Source organism: Pseudomonas sp. PGPR40, from assembly GCF_022014505.1.
GTDB lineage: Bacteria > Pseudomonadota > Gammaproteobacteria > Pseudomonadales > Pseudomonadaceae > Aquipseudomonas.
Genome location: NZ_JAKLSP010000036.1, coordinates 41,831 through 58,572, shown reverse-complemented (window position 1 = coordinate 58,572; position 16,742 = coordinate 41,831). Strand labels below are relative to the sequence as shown.

The window sequence follows — 16,742 nt, the reverse complement described above, 5'->3', positions numbered from 1 at the left end:
CGAACCATTATGCGCAATCAATTGATGATCCCCGCCCTCCTGGCCGCCAGTGTTGCACTGGCTGCCTGCTCTACACCGCCCAACGCGAACCTGGAACAAGCCCGTACCAATTACACCGGCCTGCAAGCCGACCCGCAGGCGAGCAAAGTTGCGGCGCTGGAAACCAAAGACGCCAGCGAATACCTGGACAAGGCCGAAAAGGCTTACCTGGATCGGGAAGACCAGGCCAAGGTCGACCAACTGGCTTACCTGACCAATCAGCGTGTTGAAGTGGCCAAACAGACCATCGCCCTGCGCACCGCTGAAAACAACCTGAAAAATGCCGCGGCACAACGGGCCCAGGCTCGCCTGGAGGCCCGCGACGCACAGATCAAGCAGTTGCAGGACAGCCTGAACGCCAAACAGACCGATCGCGGCACGCTGGTGACCTTCGGTGATGTACTGTTCGCCACCAACAAGGCTGACCTGAAGTCCAACGGCCTGATGAACATCAGCAAACTGGCGCAGTTCCTTCAGGAACACCCGGACCGCAAAGTGATTGTCGAAGGCTACACCGACAGCACTGGTTCGGCGTCGTACAACCAGTCGCTGTCCGAGCGCCGCGCGACCTCGGTGCAAGTAGCCCTGATCAAGATGGGTGTCGACCCGGCGCGCATCGTGGTCCAGGGTTATGGCAAGGAATACCCGGTTGCGGAGAACTCCAGCGTCTCGGGACGTGCGATGAACCGTCGGGTGGAAGTGACCATTTCCAATGACAACCAGCCGGTTATTCCGCGTTCGGCGATCAGCTCGAATTAAATACCTGTGGTAACGCAAATGCCCCTGTAGGAGCCAGGCTTGCCGGCGAAGAACGATGACTCGGTGTATCTGCTAGACCGCGTTATCGTTCTTCGCCGGCAAGCCTGGCTCCTACAGGATGTTTATTGCTCAAGTTTTTGCGGCGTTTCCTCGCCCATGCAGCGCACGGCTTTTTTCTTGCTGTTGATCAGCACGCCGGTCAGGCCTTTCTGGTCGGTGTCGAACAGTACCAGCACGCCATCGATGCACTGGGCCACTTGCGGGGCCGGTTCCAGGGAAACCTTGTAGTCTTCCCCCGGCACGGTCTTGAGCATGGTGAAGTCGCTGAGCAGCAGCGCATCTTCGGGTTTGGCGAAGTGCAGGTAGCCGTACCACCACAGGGCGGCAACGGTGCCGAGGATGCTGCAAATACCGGTGATGATCAGCGGGATGGCGTTACGTTCTTCACTCATTGCGGACTCTCTGGTGGTTCATCTTCAGAATTCGGGGGTGCCGGGTAATTCGGGATCTCGCCCAGGCGGCGCAGGCCATTGAAATGCTGTGGGTCTTCGAGGTAACGCAGCATGACTTTCTGCCAGACCGGGTCGGCGAAGGTTTGCACATGTCCGCCACGGGTCAGTTGCAGCACTCTCGGCGGCGGCGCAGCTTGATACAGTCGGATGCCGTTGGAAAGGGGCACCAGTTGATCATCAATACTGTGATAGAGCAGTTTCGGTACGCCGTTGAGCTTCTTCATGGAATGGATCGCGCTGTCGCCGTCCGGCACCAACCAGGACAACGGCACCTGGAACGGCCAGGTCATCCATGACGTGCTCAGGGCGAAACGCCCGACATCGCGGTAGCTGGCCGGCACGCCATCGAGCACAAAAGCCTTGAGTTGGCGCTGGCGCTCGGGATGTTGGGCCAGGAAATGCACGGCCATCGAACCGCCAAGGCTCTGACCGAGAAGGATCAGCGGTTTGCCCTTGGCCTCTGGAGCCTGGTCAAGCCATTTGAACGCGGCGTCGATGTCCTGATAGATCGCCGGCAACGCCGGTTTACCTTCGGACCAGCCGTACCCGCGATAGTCCACCAGCAACACTTGATAGCCCTGCTCCGGCAACCACCAGCTCCCACCCAAATGCCACGCCAGGTTGCCGCCGTTGCCGTGCAAATGCAGCACCGTGCCTTTGACCTCGACACCTTTTTTCGCCGGCAGCCACCAGCCATGCAGCTTAAGACCGTCAGCGGTGGTCAGGGTGACGTCGCGAAATTCGAGTTTGGCTTTTGCCGGGGTGAATGGCTGGCCGGGCTCGGGGTAGAACAACAGAGAGTCGCAACCGCCGAGGGTCAGGAGCAGACAAAAGATACCGAGGATTCTCATCCGGTGAAGCCTCGCGAAAATAGGGAGTTGGAATACGACCCAATGTGGGAGCGGGCTTGCTCGCGAAAGCGGTTTTCCATCCAGCATTGATGTCGACTGACACACCGCTTTCGCGAGCAAGCCCGCTCCCACATTTGGAGTGCGTCATCGTTAGAGGATATTGGAATAATCCGCTTCGATCCGGTCAAGGCTCAGGTGGTTGAGGAAGTTGGAGAAGCACATCCAGGCTGACAGCGCGTTCATGTCGCGGAATTGGTCGGGCAGGTACTTGGGCGGCACCACCAGGCCTTCGTCCACCAATTGGCGCAAGGTCCGCATGTCTTCCAGCGTGGTCTTGCCGCAAAACAACAGTGGTATCTGCTCCAATTTGCCTTTACGCACGGCCAACTGAATGTAGTTGTAAACCATGATAAAGCCCTTGAGGTAGGACAAGTCTTTGGTAAATGGCAGACCGGTCGGCACGGAGCCGCGGAAAACCCGACTGGCATTGCCATAGCTTTCGGCCATTTCGAAGCCTTGCTCACAGAAGAAATCGTAGATCTGCAAGAAGTCCGCGCCCTCTTCCACCATGTGAATGGCGCGGGTGCGGTTGGTCAGTTTGCGCAGGCGGCTCGGGTAGGAGGCGAAGGTGATGATTTCCATCAGGATCGCCAAGCCTTCCTGGGTCACGGTGGACGATGGCGGGCCTTTGGACAGGAAGGTACAGATCGGCTGATTCAGCCCGTTAAGCGTGGTGCCCACATGTACCAGCCCTTCGTGGACTTCCAGCGCACGCACGTCGCGGTCGTTGAACATCGCGTCGGCGCGGATCTTGATGTAGTCAGCGCCGGCTGCGGCATCGGCGACGATCCCGTCGGATTCGAATACCCGAATGGTTTCCTCGTTTTCGCCAAACACCTTGTTCAACCGATGTTGCAGCAGGTCGACGGCTTCCTTGGCGGTGAGGATTTTCGGTTCGTCCTTGAGGTCGCCACGGCCATCGATGTTGTTCAGGTAATCGGAGAGCATCAGGCCCAGGTCGGCCAGGGTCGGGTCGCCAGCGTGGAATGCATCGGACGCTGCGCCATACAATTCCTGTGAAATCAGACCGAAATCCTCGGTGCCGCGCGCTTCGAGCATGCGCACCACCATGCGGTATTCCTTGCACATGCGGCGCATGATCTGCCCGACCGGGTTGAACTGGCCGAGCTGACGGGTGATGTCGCGCTCGATGTTCTGGAATTCCAGCTTCACTTTGCTGGAGTCAAATGCCAGCGGTCGATTGAGGTAGTAGTCGCGGTCCACGGCCGGCATTTCCTTGCCCTTGCCTTTGAAGAACCCCTTGCGAATGCTGTCGTCCCACTTGACCGCATCCAGAACGCGAATCGGCGTCTGCGCCAGCACTATGCGATCGGACAAAATGCGTATCGTCTGCTGGTATTCGTCCACCCGAAACTCCTGTAGTAAAACCGTTACGTGCTGGGTTTATTTGGTTTTGGCCAGGCGCTGGTAGCGCACCGCTTCGACGAACACATCGGAATTGGCCGGATCATCGAGGTAGGCAAACACCTGATCCAGGCTGTTGTTGATCAACACCCCGTCGCCGTCATCGGTCTGGAAGCGTTCGCCACTGAGGGCTTCTTGGCCCATGGCCTGTTTGATCTGCTCGAGGTCGAGGTTGTAGACCACCAGTTCGTGCTTATCGTTGAGTTCGAAACCGGTGATGGTGAAATTCCCGCCGAACTGCGCCGGCACCTTCGCCGACAGGTACCAGCGATTGCCATGGCGCGACACGGTGAAGGGATAGGCTTCACGCTCATGGGGCTTGGCCTTGAAGTAGCTGACCGCCTGATAGCGATTGTCGCCGATGCGCGTCAGTTCCAGGTTCATCGGCTCGCCCCAGGCATTGGTGCTGGTCCATCTGCCGAGCAACCCTTGGGGCGCGGGCTCGCTGGCGGGCAGCGGCTCCTTGAAAGTCACTAGGCAACCACTGAGCAGCAAGATCGACAAGGCGATCACCATGACGCGCCAGGCTTTCATTCAACACTCCCTATGAACACAACGCCGACCTCAAATGGTCACCGACCTTGTGGGAGCGGGCTTGCTCGCGAAGGCAGTGTGTCAGACAACAAAGATGTTGAATGTTAAACCGCTTTCGCGAGCAAGCCCGCTCCCACAGGGTTGAGTTACCACACTGGGGTTACACCGACGCCAACACCAAATGCATGTAGCGGTTGAGGATGCCGAGCATTTCCTCTTCGGCCACAGGCTCGGCGTCGTTGAGCAGGCCCTGATATTCCATCCGTCCGATAATCGCCGTCAACACTTTGGCATCCTGTTGTGGCTCACGGGAACCCAATACTTCGAAAAGCTGACAGGTGCCCTGCAGGAGAATTTGCTGATGGGAGCGTACCAACAACGCCAGGCGCGGGTTTAGCAGCGCCTCCTGACGGAACGCCTGCTCGGCCATCAAGTGTTCGCGACGATTGAGCAATTGCCGATGAACATAGTCGGCCATCAGCCGTGCAATATCGTCCGCCAGTTGCGAGCGCGACTCCTGACTGCCGTCGCCGCCGATCACCATCTCGCGCAGCAAGCCTTCGTTGTTCACCCACAGCTTGGCCATGTACGCCGCGCTGCGTTCCACATATTGCGCGAAGGTATCGGTGAGCAGGTCATCGATGTCCTTGAAATAGTACGTAGTGGCCGACAGCGGCACACCCGCTTCAGCGGCCACTGCACGGTGCCGTACGGCCCGCACGCCATCGCGCACGACAATGCGCATCGCCGCGTCGAGAATGTCCTGTCGACGCTGTTCGCTGCCCTGTCGGCTGGCCTTGCGGCCCTGGTACTGAACACTTTCAGCGACCGCAGTGGCGATATCCGCTGCACCTTCTTGAGCCATTGCACGATTCACGACAGGTATTCCTCTCTAAAACGTCAAAAGTAACCAATTGATACGTTTGTACCAGACAGGCAATAAAAAGCCGCCTGTTATCGGCGGCTTTTTAATTGAAACATTTACGCTTGCGGGCGCATGTGCGGGAACAGGATCACATCGCGGATCGACGGTGAGTTGGTCAGCAACATCACCAAGCGATCGATACCGATCCCTTCACCGGCGGTCGGCGGCATGCCGTACTCCAGCGCGCGAACGAAGTCGGCGTCGTAGTGCATGGCTTCGTCGTCACCGGCGTCCTTGTCAGCCACCTGCGCCATGAAACGCTCGGCCTGGTCTTCCGCGTCATTCAACTCGGAGTAGGCGTTGGCGATTTCACGACCGCCAATGAACAGTTCGAAACGGTCGGTGACGTTCGGGTTGTCGTCGTTACGACGGGCCAGTGGCGACACTTCGAACGGGTACTGAGTGATGAAGTGCGGCTGTTCCAGCTTGTGCTCGACCAGTTCTTCGAAAATCATCACCTGCAGTTTGCCCAGACCTTCAAAGCCGAGCACCTTGGCGCCGGCCTTCTTGGCAATGGTGCGAGCCTTGTCGATGTCGTTCAGGTCGTCAGCGGTCAGCTCAGGGTTGTACTTGAGGATCGAGTCGAACACCGACAGACGCACGAACGGTTCGCCGAAGTGGAACACTTTGTCGCCGTAAGGCACGTCGGTGCTGCCCAGAACCAGCTGCGCCAGTTCGCGGAACAGCTCTTCGGTCAGGTCCATGTTGTCTTCGTAGTCGGCGTAAGCCTGATAGAACTCCAACATGGTGAATTCAGGGTTGTGACGCGTCGAAACGCCTTCGTTGCGGAAGTTGCGGTTGATCTCGAACACTTTCTCGAAACCACCGACTACCAAGCGCTTGAGGTACAGCTCAGGCGCGATACGCAGGAACATTTCCATGTCCAGCGCGTTGTGATGCGTCTCGAACGGCTTGGCCGCCGCACCGCCTGGGATGGTTTGCAGCATCGGCGTTTCCACTTCCAGGAAGTCACGCTTCATCAGGAAGCTGCGAATGTGCGCAATCACTTGCGAGCGAACGCGGAAGGTCTGGCGTACGTCTTCGTTGACGATCAGGTCAACGTAACGCTGGCGGTAGCGCTGTTCGGTATCGGTCAGGCCGTGGTGTTTGTCCGGCAGCGGGCGCAGCGACTTGGTCAGCAGGCGCACGTGGGTCATTTCAACGTACAGGTCACCTTTGCCGGAACGGGCCAGGGTGCCTTCGGCGGCGATGATGTCCCCCATGTCCCAGGTTTTCACCGCGGCCAGGGTGTCTTCGGACAGGGTTTTACGGTTGACGTAAACCTGGATCCGCCCGGTCATGTCCTGGATCACCATGAACGAGCCACGGTTGAGCATGATGCGACCGGCAACCTTGACCGGGATTGCAGCCTCTGCCAGCTCTTCCTTGGTCTTGTCCGCGTACTGTTTCTGCAAATCTTCGCAGTAATTGTCGCGGCGGAAGTCGTTCGGGAAGGCATTGCCCTTGACGCGCTCGGCAGCAAGCTTTTCCTTGCGCAGGGCGATCAGGGAGTTTTCTTCCTGTTGCAGGGCTTGCGGGTCGAGTTGTAGGTCGCTCATGTCTTTAAATATTCCATCACGGGTTCGTTGCCCCCGGCATTCGCCGGGGTTCGCGGGCAAGCCTCGCTCCTACAGGGTCGTATTGACCCCCGTAGGGCGTGCGTTAAAGCCCTTGTTTCAGGCTGGCTTCCAGGTATTCGTCGATGTCGCCGTCGAGCACCTTGTCGCAGTCGCTGCGTTCGATGTTGGTACGCAGATCCTTGATCCGCGAGGCATCGAGCACGTACGAACGGATCTGGTGACCCCAGCCGATGTCCGACTTGGTGTCTTCCAGCGCCTGGGAAGCGGCGTTGCGCTTCTGCACTTCCTGCTCATACAAACGCGCCCGCAACATTTTCATCGCGGTGTCTTTGTTCGCATGCTGGGAACGTTCGTTCTGGCAGCTGACCACGGTGTTGGTCGGTACGTGGGTAATCCGTACGGCCGAGTCGGTGGTGTTAACGTGCTGACCACCGGCACCGGAGGAGCGGTAGGTGTCGATGCGCAGGTCTGACGGGTTGATGTCGATTTCGATGTTGTCATCGATTTCCGGCGACACGAACACGGCCGAGAACGAGGTGTGACGACGGTTGCCGGAGTCGAACGGGCTCTTGCGAACCAGACGGTGCACGCCGATTTCGGTACGCAGCCAGCCAAAGGCGTATTCGCCCTTGATGTGCACGGTAGCGCCTTTGATACCGGCGACTTCACCGGCCGACAGCTCCATGATGGTCGCGTCGAAACCGCGTTTGTCAGCCCAGCGCAGGTACATGCGCAGCAGGATGTTGGCCCAGTCCTGAGCCTCGGTACCGCCGGAGCCGGCCTGGATATCCAGGTAGGCGTTGTTGGCGTCCATCTCACCACTGAACATGCGACGGAATTCGAGTTTTTCCAGGGACTCGCGCAGGCGCTCGACTTCGGCTGCGACGTCATCGACGGCGGCCTGGTCTTCTTCTTCGGCGGACATCAACAGCAAGTCTTTGGCATCGGCCAGACCGCTGTGCATTTCGTCGAGGGTTTCGACGATCTGAGCCAGCAGCGACCGCTCGCGGCCCAGTTCCTGAGCGTACGACGGGTTGTTCCAGACAGACGGATCTTCAAGCTCGCGATTGACTTCAGTCAGACGCTCATGCTTTTGATCGTAGTCAAAGATACCCCCGAATAGTTTCGGAGCGCTCGGACAGGTCCTTGATACTGTTAAGGATCGGGTTGATTTCCATGGCGGGCAGCACTCGTTGGCGAACTTTTGAAAGCCGGCGAGTATAACGTAATCAGGCTGTCAAGGCAGCCCGCCTGGCGGCTTTAGCGGTGAATGAACCTTATGGTTCATTCAATCCCCACCTGATTGCGCCCATTGTTCTTTGCCAGGTACAGCCCCTTGTCCGCCGCCGAGATCAATTGCCGGCAATCGCTGCCCGGCTGCGGGGTCATGGTCGAGAGGCCGATGCTGATGGTCAGGCTCGAACCTTCGGTCGGGGAAATGTGCGGAATTTTCAACGCAGCGACAGTCAGGCGCAGTTTTTCCGCCACCAGCCGTGCGCCGCCCGGCGAGGTGTTGGGCAGGACCAGGACGAATTCTTCACCGCCGTAGCGGGCCGGCAAGTCCGATGGCCTGGCGCTGGCATCGCGAATCGCCGTGGCGACTTTACGCAGAGCCTCATCGCCTTCGAGGTGGCCGAAACTGTCGTTGTAGGACTTGAAGTAATCGACGTCGATCATCAGCAATGACAGTTGGGTCTGATCCCGCAGCGAACGCCGCCACTCCAGCTCCAGGTATTCGTCGAAATGCCGACGGTTCGACAGGCCGGTCAGGCCGTCGGAGTTCATCAAGCGTTGCAGCACCAGGTTGGTGTCGAGCAACTGCTGCTGGCTGACCCGTAACGCGCGATAGGCCGCGTCACGCTGCAGCAGGGTCATGTAGGAGCGCGAGTGATAGCGGATGCGCGCCACCAGTTCGATGTTGTCCGGCAGTTTGACCAGGTAATCATTGGCACCGGCGGCAAACGCAGCGCTCTTGATCAACGGGTCTTCCTTGGTCGACAGGACAATGATCGGTATGTCCTTGGTCGCCGGGTGATTACGGTATTCACGCACCAGGCTCAGGCCGTCGAGGCCGGGCATGACCAGATCCTGAAGGATCACCGTCGGTTTGATGCGCACCGCATGGGCGATGGCCTGGTGCGGGTCGGCGCAGAAATGGAAGTCGATGTTTTCTTCATTCGACAGACCACGCCGCACCGCCTCGCCGATCATCGCCTGATCGTCCACCAACAACACCATGGCGGCGTTTTCGTCGGTTTTGAAGTCGTCGAGCTGTAAATCATTCATGTGCGGTCACCTGAGTACTGCTTTGGCCACGATTGCTGCTAATGATAGTCATTTTGAGAAAATCTCCAGCAATCGTGGCGCTATCTTGTCCAGTGGGCGAACTTCCACAGCCGCGTCGATGGCCGCGGCCGCCTTCGGCATGCCGTACACCGCACTGCTTTGTTGGTCCTGAGCGATGGTCAGGTAGCCCTGTTGGCGCATGAGTTTAAGCCCCTGCGCGCCGTCGCGCCCCATACCGGTCAGCAGAACGCCTACGGCGTCACCACTCCAATAACTGGCCACACTCTCGAAAAACACATCGATCGAAGGCCGATAGATCTCGTTGACCGGTTCGGCGGTGTAGGCCAGCGTGCCGTTTTTCAGCAGGCGAATATGATGATTGGTACCGGCGAGCAAGACCGTGCCGCTTCGTGGCGGTTCGCCTTCCTGGGCCAGGCGCACGTCCAGGCCACTGGCGCTGGCAAGCCATTCGGCCATGCCCGCAGCGAACACTTGATCCACATGCTGGACCAGCACGATGGCCGGCGAAAAATCTCGAGGCAGGCCCTTAAGCAGCACTTCCAGTGCCGCCGGCCCGCCCGCGGATGAACCGATGGCCACCAAATGCTGGCGCGAGGACGAGTGACGGTGCGAGCTCGGTGTCGATCGCACCCGATTGCTCTTGTCGCCGATCAGCCAGCCAATGTTCATGATCTTGCGCAGCAGCGGTGCGGCGGCTTCCTGAGGATTGCCGCCCCCGATAGCCGGGGTATCGACCACATCCAGCGCGCCGTAGCCCATGGCTTCGAACACCCGGTGCACATTCTGCTCGCGGTCGACCGTGACAATGACAATCGCGCACGGAGTCTCGGCCATGATTCGCCGGGTCGCTTCCACACCGTCCATCAACGGCATGATCAAATCCATCAGGATCAGATCCGGGGTGTACTCGGTGCAACGTTGCACCGCCTCGGCCCCATTGCCGGCGATCCAGATCACCTCGTGTGCCGGTTCGAACGCCAAGGCGCGGCGCAAAGCCTCTACCGCCATGGGCATGTCATTGACGATAGCGATTTTCATGCCCGCGCGCCTCCAATGAGCTCAACCACTGCATCCAGCAAAGCGTCATCATGAAAACTCGCTTTGGCTAGATAATAGTCGGCTCCGGCGTCGAGGCCACGGCGGCGGTCTTCTTCGCGATCCTTGTAGGACACCACCATCACCGGCAGGGATTGCAGGCGATTATCGCGACGCAATAAAGACACCAGCTCGATGCCATCCATGCGCGGCATGTCGATGTCGGTGATCAGCAGATCGAAATCCTCCGAACGCAGGGCATTCCAGCCATCCATACCGTCCACCGCCACCGCCACGTCATAGCCGCGATTGAGCAGCAATTTGCGCTGCAACTCACGAACGGTCAGCGAGTCGTCCACCACCAGAATCCGTTTACGCGCCGCTTCGACGGCCAGATTGGCGTGCCGGGCAATGCGCTCCAGTCGCCCGGTATTGAGCAGTTTGTCTACCGAACGCAGCATGTCTTCGACGTCGACGATCAGCACCACCGAGCCGTCATCGAGCAAGGCTCCGGCGGAAATGTCTTGCACCTTGCCCAGACGCTCGTCCAGCGGCAGCACCACCAACGTCCGTTCGCCTATAAACCGCTCGACTGCCACCCCGTAAATGACATCTCGCTCGCGGATGACCACGACTTTGAGGGTCTGCGCGCTGTTCTGGCTCGCCGGGCGATTTAACAGCTGAGTGGCGGCGACCAGCCCGACATGCCGGCCTTCATGCCAGAAATGCTGCCGGCCTTCGACCTGCACGATGTCTTCCGGCGCCAGGTCGCACATGCGCTCGATGTGCGCCAGCGGGAAGGCATAGGCCTCGTCACCGACTTCCACCACCAGACTGCGCACTACCGACAACGTCAGCGGCACTTCGAGATGGAAACGACTGCCCTCGCCCGCCGTTTGCTCCAGCACCACAGCGCCGCGCAACTGACGGACCATGTGCTGAACCGCATCCAGCCCGACGCCGCGCCCGGACACTTCGGTAACCGCGTCGCGCAGGCTGAAACCCGGCAGAAACAGGAAGGTCAGCAGCTCTTCTTCGCTCAACTGGGCGGCGGTTTCGGCTGGGGATAACTGCCGCTCGACGATGTTGCGGCGAAGTTTTTCCAGATCAACACCATTGCCGTCATCGCTGAGTTCCAACACCAGCAGACCGGCCTGATGGGACGCTCGCAGACGGATCACGCCTTCTTCCGGTTTGCCGGCCAACCGCCGCTGCTCGGGGGTTTCGATGCCGTGATCCACCGCATTGCGCAGCAGGTGCGTCAGCGGCGCTTCGAGTTTTTCCAGAACGTCGCGATCGACTTGAGTCTTGTCGCCCTCGATCTCCAGCCGCACCTGTTTACCGAGATTGCGGCCGAGATCGCGGACCATGCGCACTTGCCCGCTCAGCACGTCGGCGAACGGCCGCATGCGACAGGCCAGCGCCGTGTCATACAACACCTGTGCGCGCTGGCTGGCGTGCCAGGCGAATTCATCCAGTTCGGCGTTTTTTTCCACCAGCAATTGCTGGGACTCGGCCAGCAATCGGCGGGCATCGCCCAAGGCTTCCTGAGCTTCGAGACTCAAGGCATGGCCCTTGAGATGGACGTTGAGACTTTCCAGCGCCCGCAGGCCGTTGCTCTGCATGCGTTTAAGGCGCTGCATGGTGGCCAGATGCGGCTTGAGCCGCTGGGTTTCCACCAGGGATTTACTCGACAGATCGAGCAGGCTGTTCAAGCGCTCGGCCGTGACGCGCAACACGCGTTCGCCACTTTCAGTGGTGCGTTTAGTCGTGGCCGCTGGCTCGACGGGCGTTGCCGGAGGGGCCTCGGTGGCGGCCGACATGGGCGGCTCAACCTTGGGCGGCGGCGGTTCCAGCTGAAGTTCTGCCATGGGTGGCGTCATGGGGGCAGTGGCCGCCATGTGATCAAGCAAGCGTCCCATCAAGACGACGTAAGCCTCGACATCCGCAGGCGCCGGAGCGTTGCCCGGCGTCGCAATCCGCATCAGCAGATCGGTGCCTTGCAACAGTGCATCAATGTGTTCGGGCCGCAGGTGCAAGCGCCCTTCCTGGGCGCTGACCAGGTAATCTTCCATCACATGGGCGACGCTGACCCCGGCATCGACACCGACAATCCGTGCCGCGCCCTTGAGCGAATGGGCTGCGCGCATGCACGACTCAAGGTAATCGGCCTGGGTCGGATCGCGCTCAAGCGCCAAAAGACCTGCGCTCAGTACCAGGGTCTGGGCCTCGGCTTCGAGGCTGAACAGCTCCAGCAAAGAAGCGTCACGCATTTGCTCGGGGGTCATGTCAGGCTCCGGGTCACGGCGGACAGCAGCTGTTCTTCATCCAGCCAACGCAGACTGCGACCTCTGAATTGCAAGACGCCACGGGTGTATTTGGCGCTGGCCTGGGTGCCGGACCGGGACGCCGCATCGAGAATGCGCTCGTCGATGGCGTGAATCCCATCCACCTCGTCCACCGGCACCACCACCGGCCCGCCATGGGCGGAGATGATCAGCATCCGCGGCATCACCCGCGCGCCGGACGCCACGCCACTGGTGCCGTCGAGCCCCAGCAGCTCCACCAGCGACAGGCACGCCACCAAGGCACCGCGCACATTCGCCACGCCGAGCAACGCCCGGGAGCGCTGATGCGGCAAGGAGTGAATCGCCTGCAGCGGCGCCACTTCGACCAGGCTGCGGGTGGTCAGGCCCAACCATTCTTCGCCGAGGCGAAACATCAATAGCGAGCGAGTTTCCACATCACTCCCGGCCACTGTGGAGACTTGCTCGCGGTCGTCCTGCTGCAACGCATAGCGGTCGAGCAAGCGCGTGGCGGCGGCCGAATACACTGCGCAATTGCGGCAATGAATGTGCTCGCTCAGCAGCGGGCAGGACTGGTCGCCGTGGATACCGATGCGGTTCCAGCAGTCGTCGATGGCCTGGGCATCTTCATGGGTGACGCTCAAAGTGTCGGCGGCGTTCATCGTTTACGCTCACTGTCAGCGGCGCGCTCGCTGCGGGCGGCGCGGGCCTGCAATCGTCTGGCACCGGCCGTGTCGCCCTGAGACTGGAGCAAGGCGGCCAAGTGCATCAATGCGTCGGGGTGTTGCGGTTCGAGGTACAACGCCTTGCGATAAAAGCCCTGGGCCTCGAGCGCGCTGCCGGCGACATCGCTCAGCAGCCCTAGCCAGTAGAACACCTGAGCCACCGGCTCGTGACTGCGCAAAAAACTTTCGCACGCGACGCGGGCATCCAAGCTTTTGCCTTCGTTGGCCAGCGCGGCGATGTTCGCCAGCAGCGTGGCGGCGTCTGAAGAGGAGGCCTGCGAAGGTGTGGCTTTGGGAGCCTGAGGCATAGGGACGACCGTCGCGAAAGGCCGACTGCGCACTGGCGGCGGTGCCACACTGCGCACCGGTTGTTGCACCGGCAGCGGCAGCGGCGTCGGCACGAAGGTCGCGAGCGATTCCGGCGCACTTTGACGACTGAAGGCAAACGATTGCGGGACGCCGATCGAGCGCATGCCGAAACGCCCCAACAAACTGCCCTCCGCCGGCCCGATAAACAGCACACCATCGACGTGGGTCAGACGCTTGAGCACTTCGAACACTTGCTGCTGGGTTGGCTGATCGAAATAGATCAGCAAATTACGGCAGAACACGAAGTCATAAGGTGGCTCACTGGCCAGCAACGCCGGATCCAGCAGATTGCCGACCTGTAAACGCACCTGCTCAAGCACGCGTCCGCTAAGACGATAGTTGTCGTTTTCAGCTGTGAAATGCCGCTCGCGAAAGTCGATGTCCTGACCACGAAACGAGTTCTTGCCGTACAGCGCCAGCCTGGCCTTTTCCACCGACAGCGGACTGACATCCATGCCGTCGACTTTGAACTGGTGCGGCGCCAGTCCGGCATCGAGCAATGCCATGGCGATGGAGTACGGCTCTTCGCCGGTGGAACACGGCAGGCTGAGAATTCGCAGGGCGCGCATGTTATTGATAGCGGCCAGCCGTTTAATTGCCAGTTTCGCCAGCGTGGCAAAGGATTCCGGGTAACGGAAAAACCAGGTCTCGGGGACGATCACTGCTTCGATCAACGCCTGTTGTTCGTCGCGCGAACCCAGCAAGGTGTGCCAGTACTCATCGGCCGTCAGCGCCCGAGCCGCCGTGATGCGCTGGCGCACCGCGCGTTCGATGATCGCCGGGCCGACCGAGCCCACATCGAGACCGATGCGTTCCTTGAGGAAATCGAAAAACCGTTGATCGCTGCTCATCCCTGCTCCTCAAGCTGCGCCAGGTCCCGCGGCGGCGAGGGAAATAACAAGGCGCGGACCTGTTCGTCCAGCAAATCGGCAACCCGCACCCATTGCAGTAAACCCTGGGCATCTTCGCGCACCGGCCCGAGGTACGGCGCTTGGCGATTGTCCAGGCCATAAGGCTGAAAATCCGCCGGGTTGCAGCGCAACGTATCGGTGGCCTGCTCCAGGATCAGCCCGAGCAATTGCGCAGGTGTCGCCTCATCCGACCGATAATGCACCAACACCAGCCGAGTGCTGGTGCGGGCCTGGGCCGGTTGACCGAACGTCAGGGCACTGAGGTCGATCACCGGCACCACCGCGCCGCGCCAGGCGAACACCCCGGCCACCCAGTCCGGCGCCCGGGGAATCGGTTTCAACGGCAGCTGCGGCAGCACTTCGGCCACCTCGATGGCCTGCAGGGCGTAACGCTCGTTGCCGATGCGGAACACCAGAAACAACGACTGCTTCGCTGGCATCACCGTGCCGCGTTTGGCCGCAAGTTCGCTCATCAGACTTTGAATCGCGAGACGCCGCCACGCAGCCCCACGGCCACCTGGCTCAGTTCATCGATAGCAAAACTGGCCTGTCGCAGGGACTCGACAGTCTGGCTGCTGGCATCGCCCAACTGCACCAGTGCGTGGTTGATCTGCTCGGCGCCGGTGGCCTGGGCCTGCATGCCTTCGTTGACCATCAACACCCGAGGCGCCAGCGCCTGGACCTGATGGATGATCTGCGACAGTTGCTCGCCCACCGACTGCACCTCGGACATGCCACGGCGCACTTCTTCGGAAAACTTGTCCATGCCCATGACCCCGGCCGATACCGCCGACTGGATCTCACGCACCATTTGCTCGATGTCGTAGGTGGCCACCGCGGTTTGGTCCGCCAGACGCCGCACTTCGGTGGCGACCACGGCAAACCCGCGACCGTATTCACCGGCCTTCTCCGCTTCGATCGCGGCGTTCAGGGACAGCAGGTTGGTCTGGTCGGCGACTTTGACGATGGTCACCACCACTTGATTGATGTTGCCGGCCTTCTCGTTGAGGATCGCCAGTTTGGCGTTCACCAGATCCGCCGCGCCCATTACCGAATGCATGGTGTCTTCCATGCGCGCCAGGCCTTGTTGACCGGAGCCGGCCAGCACCGAGGCCTGATCGGCGGCGGTGGAGACTTCGGTCATGGTGCGCACCAGATCCCGCGAGGTGGCGGCAATTTCCCGCGATGTCGCACCGATTTCGGTGGTGGTGGCGGCGGTTTCGGTGGCGGTGGCCTGCTGCTGCTTGGACGTCGCGGCGATTTCCGTGACCGACGTGGTGACCTGCACCGAGGAGCGCTGCGCCTGGGACACCAGCGAGGTTAGCTCGGTCATCATGTCGTTGAAACCGGTTTCCACTGCACCGAACTCGTCCTTGCGGTCAAGATCCAGGCGGCTGCTGAGATCACCCGTGCGCATGATTTCGAGGATATTCACGATGCGATTCATCGGCGCCATGATCGCGCGCATCAGCAGCAGACCGCAGAGGCCGGCGACGATGATCGCCACCAGCAAAGAGACGCCCATACTGATTTTGGCGGTCGTCACCGCGTCACTAATGGCCAGCGTGGATTCTTCAGCCAGATTGTGATTATGCTCGATGAGCTTATTCAATTGCTGGCGCCCATTAACCCAGGCCGAGGTGAGCTTTTGCTCCAGGGCAAGACGCGCGGGTTCGTACTCTTTGCGCTGATAGAGGTCGATGACGTTCGTCAATTCTTGATTGAAGAGCTGATGGTACGCTTCGAATTTGTCGAATGTGGCCTGATCTTCCGGTGTAAAAATAGTCTTGCGGTAGCTGGCCATCTGTTCGTTCAAGCGCTCTTCGAAGCTCTTGTACATGGCGTGATCGGCGGGTGTTATTTCGCGACGTCCGGAAAGGCCGACAATCTGCTGGGTCAGGTTGTAACTGTCGACCCAGGCACCGCGCATCATCGAGCTGAAATACACCCCGGGCACCGCATCGGTGCGGACCCTTTCTGCGCTGACGTCGATCTTCATCAGCCGGGAAAAGGACACCACGACCATCAACAGCATGATCGCGATAATTACCGCAAAGCTCGCCAAAATGCGTTGGCGCAACGTCCAGTTCTTCACAGTCAGTCCTCGGTGCGGTTCAAATTGCGGGGGAGTATAGCCGAGGGCGGTGTTTCATTTATCAGACGCTGAGCTCCGCTTCTCATCCTGCCGAAAAAAAGCCGGGATTCGGCAGAAACGGACCGTGGATCGGTCATTGGGAAAGTTGTCGCGATGACGTCCAGCCAGAAAAAATCTGTTGCCTGACACACCGCCTTCGCGGGCAAGCCTCGCTCCTACGGTTGATGGTCGTACGCACGCTTGTCGTTCGACACGATCCTGTAGGAGCGAGCGGTGCGGCGATCCGACTTGCCCGCGAAGGCGGTTTGA

Annotated in this window: 15 protein-coding genes; 1 reads left to right on the top strand and 14 read right to left on the bottom strand. The window is 60.1% G+C overall.

The features are described 5' to 3' along the window. The first annotated feature begins 9 nt into the window (after positions 1-9). Positions 10-798, top strand: coding sequence for an OmpA family protein (locus tag MEB48_RS25625; protein WP_237886588.1), 789 nt, complete (start codon positions 10-12; stop codon positions 796-798). A gap of 122 nt (positions 799-920) precedes the next feature. Here the strand turns inward: MEB48_RS25625 and MEB48_RS25620 are convergent, their stop codons facing one another. The 14 genes from MEB48_RS25620 to MEB48_RS25555 all read right to left on the bottom strand — a co-directional run bounded on the left by MEB48_RS25620 (position 921) and on the right by MEB48_RS25555 (position 16,433). After that, on the bottom strand, positions 921-1,250 hold the full coding sequence (locus MEB48_RS25620; protein WP_237886587.1) for a hypothetical protein: 330 nt from the start codon (positions 1,248-1,250) through the stop codon (positions 921-923). Beyond that, positions 1,247-2,161, bottom strand: coding sequence for an alpha/beta hydrolase (locus MEB48_RS25615; protein ID WP_237886586.1), 915 nt, complete (start codon positions 2,159-2,161; stop codon positions 1,247-1,249). Before MEB48_RS25615 ends, MEB48_RS25620 begins: the two co-directional genes overlap by 4 nt. A 150-nt stretch (positions 2,162-2,311) precedes the next feature. Further along, the gene (locus MEB48_RS25610; protein ID WP_052967470.1) at positions 2,312-3,589 is read right to left on the bottom strand and encodes a flavohemoglobin expression-modulating QEGLA motif protein; all 1,278 of its coding nucleotides are present in this window, start codon (positions 3,587-3,589) and stop codon (positions 2,312-2,314) included. Positions 3,590-3,625: 36 nt separating this feature from the next. Then, on the bottom strand, positions 3,626-4,180 hold the full coding sequence (locus MEB48_RS25605; protein ID WP_237886585.1) for a hypothetical protein: 555 nt from the start codon (positions 4,178-4,180) through the stop codon (positions 3,626-3,628). 160 nt (positions 4,181-4,340) lie between these two features. Continuing rightward, positions 4,341-5,057 (bottom strand): TetR/AcrR family transcriptional regulator, encoded by a 717-nt coding sequence (locus tag MEB48_RS25600; protein WP_237886584.1) that lies wholly within the window; start codon positions 5,055-5,057, stop codon positions 4,341-4,343. A 104-nt stretch (positions 5,058-5,161) separates the two neighbouring features. Then, the gene (lysS, locus tag MEB48_RS25595) at positions 5,162-6,664 is read right to left on the bottom strand and encodes a lysine--tRNA ligase (RefSeq protein WP_237886583.1); all 1,503 of its coding nucleotides are present in this window, start codon (positions 6,662-6,664) and stop codon (positions 5,162-5,164) included. Between the two features lie 103 nt (positions 6,665-6,767). Then, a protein-coding gene (prfB, locus tag MEB48_RS25590) for a peptide chain release factor 2 (protein ID WP_141228962.1) occupies positions 6,768-7,863 on the bottom strand; the annotation gives its coding sequence in 2 pieces (ribosomal slippage) (positions 6,768-7,790 and positions 7,792-7,863; 1,095 coding nt in all). 106 nt (positions 7,864-7,969) lie between these two features. Beyond that, positions 7,970-8,971: a diguanylate cyclase domain-containing protein gene (locus tag MEB48_RS25585; RefSeq protein ID WP_237886582.1), complete on the bottom strand. Its 1,002-nt coding sequence runs from the start codon at positions 8,969-8,971 to the stop codon at positions 7,970-7,972. Between the two features lie 48 nt (positions 8,972-9,019). Beyond that, on the bottom strand, positions 9,020-10,030 hold the full coding sequence (locus tag MEB48_RS25580) for a chemotaxis response regulator protein-glutamate methylesterase (protein ID WP_237886581.1): 1,011 nt from the start codon (positions 10,028-10,030) through the stop codon (positions 9,020-9,022). Beyond that, positions 10,027-12,315 carry a hybrid sensor histidine kinase/response regulator gene (locus MEB48_RS25575; RefSeq protein ID WP_237886580.1) on the bottom strand — a complete coding sequence of 763 codons (2,289 nt, stop codon included), beginning with the start codon at positions 12,313-12,315 and terminating at the stop codon, positions 10,027-10,029. The genes MEB48_RS25580 and MEB48_RS25575 overlap by 4 nt, the downstream gene beginning before the upstream one ends. Then, complete coding sequence (locus MEB48_RS25570) at positions 12,312-12,995, bottom strand: chemotaxis protein CheW (RefSeq protein WP_237886579.1); 684 nt, start codon at positions 12,993-12,995, stop codon at positions 12,312-12,314. Before MEB48_RS25570 ends, MEB48_RS25575 begins: the two co-directional genes overlap by 4 nt. Beyond that, positions 12,992-14,278: a CheR family methyltransferase gene (locus tag MEB48_RS25565; protein WP_237886578.1), complete on the bottom strand. Its 1,287-nt coding sequence runs from the start codon at positions 14,276-14,278 to the stop codon at positions 12,992-12,994. The genes MEB48_RS25570 and MEB48_RS25565 overlap by 4 nt, the downstream gene beginning before the upstream one ends. Next, the gene (locus MEB48_RS25560; RefSeq protein ID WP_237886577.1) at positions 14,275-14,811 is read right to left on the bottom strand and encodes a chemotaxis protein CheW; all 537 of its coding nucleotides are present in this window, start codon (positions 14,809-14,811) and stop codon (positions 14,275-14,277) included. The genes MEB48_RS25565 and MEB48_RS25560 overlap by 4 nt, the downstream gene beginning before the upstream one ends. Next, positions 14,811-16,433, bottom strand: coding sequence for a methyl-accepting chemotaxis protein (locus MEB48_RS25555; RefSeq protein ID WP_237886576.1), 1,623 nt, complete (start codon positions 16,431-16,433; stop codon positions 14,811-14,813). The genes MEB48_RS25560 and MEB48_RS25555 overlap by 1 nt, the downstream gene beginning before the upstream one ends. Between the last annotated feature and the right edge of the window lie 309 nt (positions 16,434-16,742).